Annotated in this window: 8 protein-coding genes and 2 pseudogenes; 5 read left to right on the top strand and 5 right to left on the bottom strand. The window is 66.7% G+C overall.

All coding sequences use genetic code 11. The annotated features are described in order from the left end of the window. Positions 1-467 (top strand): annotated as a pseudogene (locus tag AC1DX5_RS21995) (hypothetical protein); the annotation flags it as partial. A gap of 3 nt (positions 468-470) precedes the next feature. Beyond that, positions 471-1,010 carry a 16S rRNA (guanine(966)-N(2))-methyltransferase RsmD gene (gene rsmD, locus AC1DX5_RS21990; protein ID WP_465172946.1) on the top strand — a complete coding sequence of 180 codons (540 nt, stop codon included), beginning with the start codon at positions 471-473 and terminating at the stop codon, positions 1,008-1,010. 109 nt (positions 1,011-1,119) lie between these two features. Here rsmD and AC1DX5_RS21985 read toward each other — a convergent pair whose 3' ends face one another. From AC1DX5_RS21985 to AC1DX5_RS21975, 3 genes are all read right to left on the bottom strand, one after another. Continuing rightward, the gene (locus tag AC1DX5_RS21985) at positions 1,120-2,394 is read right to left on the bottom strand and encodes an MFS transporter (protein ID WP_478017365.1); all 1,275 of its coding nucleotides are present in this window, start codon (positions 2,392-2,394) and stop codon (positions 1,120-1,122) included. 266 nt (positions 2,395-2,660) lie between these two features. After that, positions 2,661-4,313: an inorganic phosphate transporter gene (locus tag AC1DX5_RS21980; protein ID WP_478017364.1), complete on the bottom strand. Its 1,653-nt coding sequence runs from the start codon at positions 4,311-4,313 to the stop codon at positions 2,661-2,663. A gap of 141 nt (positions 4,314-4,454) precedes the next feature. Beyond that, complete coding sequence (locus AC1DX5_RS21975) at positions 4,455-5,582, bottom strand: pepsin/retropepsin-like aspartic protease family protein (protein WP_478017363.1); 1,128 nt, start codon at positions 5,580-5,582, stop codon at positions 4,455-4,457. Between the two features lie 426 nt (positions 5,583-6,008). On the opposite strand from AC1DX5_RS21975, the gene AC1DX5_RS21970 reads away from it, so the two are divergent. The 3 genes and pseudogenes from AC1DX5_RS21970 to AC1DX5_RS21960 all read left to right on the top strand — a co-directional run bounded on the left by AC1DX5_RS21970 (position 6,009) and on the right by AC1DX5_RS21960 (position 9,074). After that, positions 6,009-8,312, top strand: coding sequence for an ATP-dependent helicase (locus AC1DX5_RS21970; RefSeq protein ID WP_478017362.1), 2,304 nt, complete (start codon positions 6,009-6,011; stop codon positions 8,310-8,312). Between the two features lie 73 nt (positions 8,313-8,385). Then, a pseudogene (locus tag AC1DX5_RS21965) lies at positions 8,386-8,773 on the top strand (type II toxin-antitoxin system RelE/ParE family toxin). Then, a complete protein-coding gene (locus AC1DX5_RS21960; RefSeq protein WP_465172940.1) occupies positions 8,751-9,074 on the top strand; it encodes a helix-turn-helix domain-containing protein in 324 nt (107 codons plus the stop codon). Before AC1DX5_RS21965 ends, AC1DX5_RS21960 begins: the two are co-directional and overlap by 23 nt. Positions 9,075-9,152: 78 nt before the next feature. On the opposite strand, the gene AC1DX5_RS21955 is transcribed toward AC1DX5_RS21960, so the two are convergent. Both AC1DX5_RS21955 and AC1DX5_RS21950 read right to left on the bottom strand, forming a co-directional pair. Continuing rightward, positions 9,153-9,467 carry a hypothetical protein gene (locus AC1DX5_RS21955; RefSeq protein ID WP_465176416.1) on the bottom strand — a complete coding sequence of 105 codons (315 nt, stop codon included), beginning with the start codon at positions 9,465-9,467 and terminating at the stop codon, positions 9,153-9,155. Positions 9,468-9,805: 338 nt separating this feature from the next. Continuing rightward, positions 9,806-10,432 (bottom strand): SRPBCC family protein, encoded by a 627-nt coding sequence (locus AC1DX5_RS21950; RefSeq protein ID WP_478017361.1) that lies wholly within the window; start codon positions 10,430-10,432, stop codon positions 9,806-9,808. Between the last annotated feature and the right edge of the window lie 12 nt (positions 10,433-10,444).

Below are 10,444 nucleotides of genomic sequence, written 5' to 3'. Positions count from 1 at the left end.
GGATCGCACAGGAAGCGCCCAAGCGTGCCGTCCGCCCCGCCGCTCGCATCACGCGCGAAGACGCCGCCAAGGCCGACCGCGCCGCCTTCGACGTGCGTCCGGCGCGCCGCGCGCCCGCGCCCCCACGCAATGGCGACAAGCCGGCGACATGGTCGCCGCGCGACAGCCGCCCGGCCGAGGAACGCGCTGCCCGTCCGGCGCCGTCTCCCGCGGGCGTGAAGCCCAAGCGCTTCTACGACGCCAAGCCCAAGGGCGGCGGCAAGGCCGCGCCTCCGGGCGAGAGCCGACCGGCGCGCGTGTTCAATCCCGAACTCGGCCGCAACGTCCGTGCCAAGCCCCAGCGCCCGCCGCGCGACGAGGCGCCGTCGGACACCCGCGCCGCCAAGCCCGCTGGCAAACCCGCCGGCAAGCCGCGCCCCAAGGCCGGCTGGGCCAAACCCAAGCCCAAACCCCGCACCCGGAAATAAGTCATGCGTATCATCTCCGGCCTGTGGCGCGGCCGCGCCATTATCGCCCCCAAGGGCGATGCCACCCGCCCCACCGCCGACCGCACACGCGAGGCGCTGTTCTCGATGCTCACCAGCCGCCTCGGCAGCTTCGAGGGGCTGGCGGTCGCCGATCTCTTCGCCGGATCGGGCGCGCTCGGGCTCGAGGCGCTGTCGCGCGGTGCAGGATCGTGCATCTTCGTCGAGCAGGACCGTGCCGCGATCGATGCCCTCAAGGCCAATATCGCCAAGCTCGGCACGAAAGCCGATGTCCGCGCACAATCGGTGCTGGCCCTGCCGCCCGCCACCCAGCCGCTCGACGTGATCCTGATGGACCCGCCCTATGGCACCGGCGCCGGCATGGTCGCGCTCGACCGGCTCAACCGGCTCGGCTGGGTGAGTGACGCGACCTGGATCAGCATCGAGACCGCCAAGACCGAGACGGTCGAGGTCGATGGTTTCACGAGCGATGCCGAACGCACGCACGGCAAGATGAAGATCACCCTGCTGCGCCGCGCCGGCTAGCCCTACTCACTACGTCACCCCGGACCTGTTCCGGGGTCCATCGTGCCGCACACCCATCAGTTGAGGCTCTTGCGCAGACATGGATGCCGGAACCAGTCCGGCATGACGGTTACACCAAAGGCACGCGTGTCTTGCGCAGCAGAGCCAGCCCGCCAAAGCTGAGCAGGCCCGCCACCAGCAGATAGACCCCAACCAGCCCCAGCCCGCCTTTGGCCGCCAGCCAGGACGCCACGATCGGCGCCATCGCGCCGCCCAGGATGCCGCCGACATTGAAGGTCATCGACACGCCGGTATAGCGCACCTCGGCCGGGAACAGTTCGGGCAACCAGCCGCCGAGCGGGCCATAGGCAAAGCCCATCACGAACAGCGCAAAGGCCAGCCACAGGAACACGACAAACAGCGACGCCGCGCCGAGCATCGGCCCCATCAGCAGCCCCGCCACCGCGGCGCCGGCAAAGCCCCAGCGCAGCATCGCGGTCGCGCTGTGCCGATCCGCCAGCACGCTCGCGACGATCACGCCAAGCGCGAGGAACAGGATCGCGGCGAGTTCGACCGCGAGGAACGCCTGGCGGTTATGGCCGAGCGTCGTGGTGCCGTATCCGAGCGCAAAGGCGGTCGCGAGGTAGAAGAGCGCGAAGCAGGCCACCACGCCGAAGATGCCGGCCATGGTGGGGCGGAGATGATCGCGGAACAAGGTGACGATCGGCACCTTGGGCAGCTTCTCCTCCTTCGCGGCTTCGAGGAAGGCCGGTGTCTCGGTCAGCTTCAGCCGCACCCACAGCCCCAGTGCGACCAGCACCGCGCTGGCGAGGAAGGGCAGCCGCCAGCCCCAGTCGCGGAACTGCGCATCGGTCAGGGTGGCGCCGAGGATCAGGAAGAAACCGTTCGCCGCGATGAACCCCACCGGCGCGCCGAGCGGCGGGAACATGCCGTAGCGGTTGCGCCAGCCCGGCGGCGCATTCTCCACCGCGAGCAGCGCCGCCCCGCCCCATTCGCCGCCGAGCCCGAGCCCCTGGCCGAACCGCAGGATGCACAGGATCAGCGGCGCGACCCAGCCGATCTGGGCATAGGTCGGCAGGAAGGCGATCGCGACGGTCGATCCGCCCATCAGCATCAGCGAGGCGACGAGCGTGGACTTGCGCCCGATCCGGTCCCCGAAATGCCCGAAGATCGCCGCACCCACCGGCCGCGCGATGAAGGCGAGGCCGAAACTGGCATAGGACAGCAGCAATTGCGCCGACTGGTCCTCGGCCGGAAAGAATAGCGGCCCGAACACCAAGGCGGCGGCGGTCGCGTAAATGTAGAAATCGTAGAACTCGACCGAGGTGCCGATCAGGCTGGCGAGCAGCACGCGCTTGTGCGCGGTCATGGGGGATGAGTTCATGGCCACTGGTTCGCGCGGCCAGTCCTTTCGGTCAAGAAACTATTCCCTCTTCCGACAGAGCCGGCGAAATGGCCTGCACTACCTTTCCGGTCCGTCACCCCGGACTTGTTCCGGGGTCCATCGTGCCGGAGAAACAATGCTCGTTGCGCTTACGGGACGATGGATGCCGGAACAGGTCCGGCATGACGTATGAGGTGAAGGCGGTCGCCCCACCCTTTTTCGTCGCTTCGCTCCTCCCTTCGCTCTCCCGTTGAGAAAGGGACTCCTCAACGCGTCGCGAACGTATCCAGCAAGGTCAGCATCAGCCAGTAGAGCCCGCCCGCCAGCAGCATCGCCGCCGGCAGCGTCATCACCCAGGCCAGCGCCATGCTGCCGATCGTACGCGCGCGCAGACCGGCGCCGTTCGCCACCGAGGCGCCGGCGACGCCGCTGGTCAGGATATGCGTGGTCGACACCGGCAGGCCGTAATGTTCGGCCGCGAAGATCGTGCCCGCCGCGACCAGCTCGGCCGAGGCGCCCATGCCATAGGTCAGGTGAGTCTTGCCGATCCGCTCGCCCACCGTGACGACGATCCGCTTCCAGCCGACCATCGTGCCCAGCCCCAGCGCGATCGCGACGGTGATCTTCACCCAGAGCGGGATGAAGCGCGTGCCCTCTTCGAGATGCTTCTGATAGCCGTCGATCGTCTTCAGCTCGGGTCCGGAGAAGGTCTTCGCCGCCGCCGGATCCTTGGTCACCAGCCGCGTGGTGTCGAGCACCAGATACATGTCGTTGCGCAGGTTCGGCGTCGCCGCCGCCGGCACCTTGTCGAGCGAGCCGAAGCCGCTGATCCGCTGGCTCACGTCGCGCGACAGCGTATCGACCGCGGCATAGACCTGCGGGCTCGCCGCCTGCTTGGTCTGGAGCGCGCGCGTCAGGGTGTCCCGCGCCACGCCCACGTCGTTGCTCGCGGCGCCCGCGGCATGGCCGCTGAACGCCGAGGCCGCGCTGGTCGCACTCGCCACGAAGGCCGGCATCGCGCTTTCCGGCATGGTGCGGTTGAGCGCATAGGCGGTCGGCGCGCAGCCGATCAGGATCAGCATGATCAGGCCCATGCCCTTCTGCCCGTCATTGCCGCCATGGGCGAAGGAGACGGCGGTGCAGGTCGCGATCAGCAGCGCGCGGATGCCCCGCGGCGGCGGCGCATTGGCCTCAGGCTCGCGGTAGAGCTTGGGGTTGCGCAGCACCATCTTCATCACGAACAGCAGCGCCATCGCGGCGAAGAAGCCGATCAGCGGCGCCATCCACAGCCCGGTCAGGATCTTGTAGGCCTGGCTCCAGTCGACGCCCGAGGTGCCGCCCTTGCTCGCCGACAGCAGCTGGTTGGCGAAGCCGACGCCGAGGATCGAGCCGATCAGCGCATGGCTGGAGGAATTGGGCAGGCCGACATACCAGGTCGCGAGGTTCCAGATCACCGCCGCGAGCAGCAGCGCGAAGATCATCGCGAAGCCGGCATTGCTGCCGACATGCAGGATCAGGTCGACCGGCAACAGGGTGATGATCGAATAGGCCACCGCCCCGCTGGAGAACATCACGCCGAGGAAATTGAAGAAACCCGACCACACCACCGCGACATGCGCGGGCATGGAGTTGGTGTAGATCACCGTCGCGACGGCGTTGGCGGTGTCGTGGAATCCGTTCACGAACTCGAAGCCGAGCGCGATCACCAGCGCGAGGCCGAGGAACAGGAACACGCCCGTCGCCATCTGCTCACCGACCTGGGCGGTGTCGATGAAGATGCTGAACCCGGCATAGGCCAGGCCGCCGAGCAGCACCGCGAGGAACAGCCAGCGGCCGGCAGGATGCATCGACTGATCGAGCCGGGGCCCACCAGAAGATCGCTCGTCCGAATCGGCGAGCGTTGAGAATGTCGTTGCCATGGTGAAACCGCTTTGCGCGCTTGTGTGACAAGTTGATGACAAGGTCCGTCCCCTCCCGGGGCCGTCGGCTTCGCAGCCCTTGTCGTTCGTCCTGGGCGGCGTCTTTACCGATGACGAGGCAGGTCCGCCACCCTTTTCATCTCAAAGATAGGGCGCCGGCGTCACCGTCACCTGCAGCGCCCGGCCGCCGCGCCGGAGCGACAACGGCACCGCCACCGCGCCGCTGCGCCGCCCGTCGAGCTTGCCGATCAGCGGGCCGAACCGCTCGCCGACGATCTCGTCGCCCACCTGCACGCCCGCCTTCTCGCCCGGGCTGCCGCGGCCGACCTGCCCGACCATGATGCCCTCGCCCTTCCGGTCGATCCAGATGCCGGACATGGCGTAACGGTCCGGAACGGGCGGAAGCTGGTTAGGCCGGACCCACATGATGCCCGCCTTGACGTCGCTCGCCAGGTTGAGGCGGCGCAGCAGGGGCAGGCCGATATAGCCGTCCGCGATCTCGTAGCGGCCGGCCGAACCGCTTTCGACCACGACCAGCGGCGCATCGAACCTCGTATCGCCGATCTGCAGGCTGCCCGCGCGCACCAGGCGGCTCGCATGCTCCCCGCGCGCCGCGAGCGGCACCCAGGGCTTCGCATCGTTCCACAAGCCGCTCTTGCGCGAGGCAGGGCCATAAAGCCGCGCCGCGACCGGCGCGCCGGTATCGAGCAGGAAGCGATAGCTCTGCCCGTCGAGCATCACGTCGGCGAAGATATAGGCAGACCCGTTGACCAGATTGTGATGCCGGATCTCGGAGGCGAGCCGGACATAGCCGGTGCGATCCGTGATGCCGTCGCGGTAGATGCGCCACTCGCCCTTGCCGAAATCCAGCTCGCTGTCGAAGGCGGTCATCGCCCCCGCCGCGAGCGACCCCGACACGTCGTCGCCGAACGACACCCGGTCGGTTCCCGCCAGCGCCACATCCTCGTCGCGCAGGCTGCCGCCGATGATGAAGTCGCGCGCATCGTAGATCGGGTAGATGCGTTTCTCCCCGCCGATGCCGAGCGACGCGGTCGTCTTCTTCACCAGCCCCAGCCGCTTCGCGAGATCGTCCCGGATCAGGCCGACCACACCACCGGTATCCATCGCGAAGAAGAACGGCCCCTGCCCCGCCACGCCGCACGCCACCAGCACGCGGCCTTCCTCCAGTGCGATCGGGATGGTCACCGGCGGCCGCGCCGCTGCGGCGGCCCGCAGTCCACCGACGGGCAGGATCGTTGCGGCGGCCATTCCTCCGAGCAGGTTTCGGCGTGAAATCATGATGATGCGACTCCAGGTGGCGGTCACTTTGTAGCCGAGGAAAAATGACGGCGTGAAGACTCGCTATTCTCCCTCTCCCGGCGGGCAGGGTGATCACATATCGAGCGCACCGCGTTTGTTTCTGGCCTGGTGAAACGGAAGAATTGGTTCACGCGAAGGCGCGAAGCCGCGAAGTTTTGGATAGACGCTCCGTGATACGCGGTCCGTTCGATCGCCTCCAAACATCTTCGCGGCTTCGCGCCTTCGCGTGAACCCCCTTCTCCGGCGCCTCCCTTGTCGCGCCGCTCCAAATGCGATCACGCTCACCCTTCCGTCTTTCCGCTCCTCCTTCCCGCAAGGGCAGAGGGAGCAGAAGCAAGCTTGCCCCAAACCGCCGCGTTCCCTACCTGTTCACCGATGAGTCTCCCCGCGCCCACACCTCAAGACCCGCCTTACCTGTCAGGCCTGAACGCCCCGCAGCGCGAGGCCGTGCTCACCACCGAGGGCCCGGTGCTCGTCCTTGCCGGCGCCGGCACGGGCAAGACGGCGGCGCTCACCGCGCGCCTCGCCCATCTGCTCTTCACCAAAAAGGCCTGGCCGTCCGAGATCCTGTCGGTCACCTTCACCAACAAGGCCGCGCGCGAGATGCGCGACCGGGTCGGCCGGCTCGTCGGCGATGTGGTGGAGGGCATGCCCTGGCTCGGCACCTTCCACGCGATCGGCGCGAAGATGCTGCGCCGCCATGCCGAGCTGGTCGGGCTGCAGAGCAATTTCACCATCCTCGACACCGACGATCAGCTGCGCCTGCTGAAACAGCTCATCCTCGCCGCCGATCTCGACGAGAAACGCTGGCCCGCGCGCCAGCTCGCCGGGCTGATCGACCAGTGGAAGAACAAGGGCCTGACGCCGTCCGACATCGATGCCGGCGAAAGCGAGCTCTACGCCAATGGCCGCGGGCGCGAGATGTACGCGCAATACCAGGCCCGGCTGAAGGCGCTCAACGCCTGCGATTTCGGCGACCTGCTACTCCACATGCTGACCATATTGAAGCGCGATCGCGGCGTGCTCGCCGACTATCAGCGCCGCTTCAAATATATCATGGTCGACGAATATCAGGACACCAACAGCGTCCAGTATCTCTGGCTCCGCCTGCTCGCGCAGGAGAGCAAGAACCTCTGCTGCGTCGGCGACGACGACCAGTCGATCTATTCGTGGCGCGGCGCGCAGGTGGAGAATATCCTGAAGTTCGAAAAGGACTTCCCCGGCGCCAGGGTGATCCGGCTCGAGCAGAATTACCGCTCCACCCCGCACATCCTCGCCGCGGCCTCGGGCGTGATCGCCAATAACAGCGGCCGGCTCGGCAAGTCGCTATGGACCGATGCGAGCGAGGGCGAGAAGGTCAAGGTGCTCGGCGTGTGGGACGGCCCCGAGGAAGCGCGCCGCGTCGGCGAGGAGATCGAGTCCTGCCAGCGGGCGGGCAAGAGCCTCGACGACATCGCCATCCTGGTCCGCGCGCAGCACCAGACGCGCGAGTTCGAGGAACGCTTCATCACTATCGGCCTGCCGCACAAGATCCTCGGCGGGCAGCGCTTCTACGAACGGCTCGAGATCCGCGACGCGATCGCCTATCTGCGCGTCGTCGCGCAGCCGGCCGACGACCTGGCCTTCGAACGCATCGTCAACACGCCGAAGCGCGGCCTTGGCGACAAGGCAGTGCAGAAGGTCCACCAGCTCGCCCGCGCCGAGGATGTGCCGCTGACCGTCGCCGCCGCGCGCATCCTCGACACCGACGAGCTGACCGGCGCCGCGCGCCGCGCACTGGGCAATCTCGTCGGCGACATGGCGCGCTGGCGCGGCATGGCGGGCGAGATCCCGCATCCCGAGCTGGCCCGGCAGATCCTCGACGAGAGCGGCTATACCGGCATGTGGCAGGCCGAGAAATCGGCCGAGGCCGCCGGCCGGCTGGAGAACCTCACCGAGCTGATCCGCGCGATGGAGGAGTATGAGAATCTCGGCGCCTTCCTCGAGCATGTCAGCCTGGTGATGGACAACGAGGCACAGGCGGGCGAGGCGCGGGTGACGATCATGACGATCCACGCCGCCAAGGGCCTGGAATATGACACCGTCTTCCTCGTCGGCTGGGAAGAAGGCCTGTTCCCCTCGCAACGCGCGCTCGACGAGGGCGGCATCGCCTCACTGGAGGAGGAACGCCGCCTCGCCTATGTCGCGATCACCCGCGCGCGGCGCCGCGCGATCATCCTCCATGCCGCCAATCGCCGCATCTACGGCCAATGGACCTCGAGCATCCCGAGCCGCTTCGTGGGCGAACTGCCCGATGCGCATATCGAGCAGGAAAATTCGATGAGCGGCGGCGAAAGCCTGTGGCGCGCCAACTGGTCCGAACGCGCCGACCCCTTCGCGGACGTGGCGCGCGGCACGGGCCGCGGGCCGGGCTGGCAACGCGCGGCGGGCGTGGCGCCCAATGGCGGCGGGTTCACCAGCCGAACCTTTACGCGCGAGCCCTCACGGGTGGTGGAGGCGCGGGCAAGCGCGGTGAGCATCGGCAACAAGGGGCGCGACGACCTGTCCGTGGGGATGCGGGTGTTTCACCAGAAGTTCGGCTACGGCTCGATCGCGGAGATCGAGGGGAACAAGCTGGAGATCGACTTCGAGAGCGCCGGGCGGAAGCGGGTGATGGATAGTTTTGTGAGTTTGGGGTGAACCGCATCGGGCGCCGGCTTGAAATCTATAGCTCCAGGGACTACACTATGCGCCATGATGGGCTTGTCCGGCCATGAGCGTCTACATGACCAAGCAGTTTGCGCGCTTTGCCCGCAAGGCTCGGTTGGAAGACTCCGGTCTGATGGAAGCGGCGGCCGATATTGCCGAGGGCCATTATGATGCGGATCTCGGGAGGCGTGTTCAAGCAGCGTGTTGCCCGCCCGGGCGGCGGCAAATCCGGCGGCTTCCGCACCATCATATTGTTCAGGGTCGGCGGGCACAGCTTCTTCGCACACGGTTTTGCGAAGAACGACAAGGCGAATGTTACGCCCGTGGAGTTGAAGGCGCTGAAGCGTCTGGCGGAGATATTTCTAGCCTTCTCCACGGACGAGATAGGCGTGGCGATGGACGCCGGGCAATTGATCGAGGTGACGGACGGTGACGACGAAGAACAAGGCTGAAAACGACATCCTGGCCTCGGTCCACAAGACTGCTGCCGGGCTGCATCAGATCGGACTGGTCGACAAGGCGACGATGCGCGAGTTCGACGCACTGTGCCTCACCCCTGTCGAGCCCCTGAGCCCGGTGGAAATCCGCGCCCTGCGCGAACGCGAGCAGGTCTCCCAGCCGGTCTTCGCGCGATATCTGAATGTGCGGAAGGACGCCGTCAGCAAATGGGAACGGGGCGAGAAGCGACCAGATGGTCCATCGCTCAAGCTGCTCAACCTGGTAAAGGCCAAGGGGCTACAGGCTATCGCGTGAGGCCCTTGCGTTCAGGGGTAATTGCACGCTTCCCGGTTATACGGTGCTGCGGAGGCAAAGAATTACGGTGCCAGTTTACTAATTATCGCCGCGCTGTTCGGAAAATCGTAAGCCAGTCGCAACCGATAGAGCCGCAAGATCGCGGGCAAGATCGCCCTGGGGACTCACTACATTATTCTGCGACAATTCGAGCAACGCCCCTTCGAATCGGCGCCTGACAAGGGGATCGGCGGCCAGATATGAAGCGCCCGCCTCGCTCGCCGCGTCGGGCCCGGCGGCGACGAGAAGATATTCTACGAGCGACTTCGGCCAAAGCGCCACATTCTTCACCAGGGGCAAGACCGTCTCGGTCCGCTCGAACGCGGCGAAAAAGGGGAAGATGATCTCCCGCATCGCGTTGGCGGCAGCTGCTCGACTGGAAGCCGGTCAAGGCGGGGGACTTCATCAGGCCGGTCGAAACCGCCCAATGCCTCCGATCTCGAAATCCCGGTGACGTTGCACTTTCAGCCACCGGAAAGCCGCCGTCAGCCCGGCGGCGCGTCAGGATCCGAGGTCAGGGCAGACGATACCGAACGAGCCCGCCGTCAGCGCCCGTACCGGCTCACCCCAGCGGGAATTTCGGTGACGAATTTCGGTGACAGTTCACTAATTAGCCGCGTTGGGCTTCGCTCGCCGTTGCGGCGCGAGGTTTCGAATCCCGGTGACATCCCACTTATCTCACAGACCCTGCCTCAATCGGGCTCAGCCTCGGAAGCCGATCGTCCCGCTTCCAACTGGCTCCGCATCCACTCGGCGAACAGCTTCTCCAGGAAGCCCTTCCGGAAACGCCCCCTCTCCCCCGCGCCAAGCCCCGCCTTCAGCGCGAACCGGTACGTCCAGGTGACATGCGTCGCCCCGGACGCGGCCTTCGTGCTGAAGATGTCGCCCACCGCATAGTCGACGTCACGAAATTTCGGGCTGGTGTAGTTCCAGACCATGTAGCGGAATCGCCGGCTGTCGGCGCCGGTCTCGGTCCGCAGCACTTCCTCGACCGCCGTGGAGCCGTCGGTCAGGCAGACCAGCCTGCGCGAGCCGAGACTGCCATAGCCCGTCGCCGACAGCCTGAACGTCCCCGCCACGCCGGGCCGTTCCCGGGTCGGCCTGATCGCTTCCTCCAGCGGACGGTTGCGTGCCGGGGCCGCGAATGGGCGGGCGACATGGATCTCCTCGACATGGGCCAATAATCTTTCGAGTGGCGCAAGGTCGGGCCGAGGCGTGTCGACGAACCCCGCGGGCAAGGTACAGGCCAGGCTTTGGCTGGAAAGCAGCATGCCGGACAGCGTCAGGGCGACGCGAAGCGGATATCTGAACCTGTGCATGGCCGCTATTGT

This window comes from Sphingomonas sp. P2_B6, from assembly GCF_056404755.1.
Note: the sequence above shows the minus strand (reverse complement) of the source record. Positions and strands in the feature narration are given on the sequence as shown.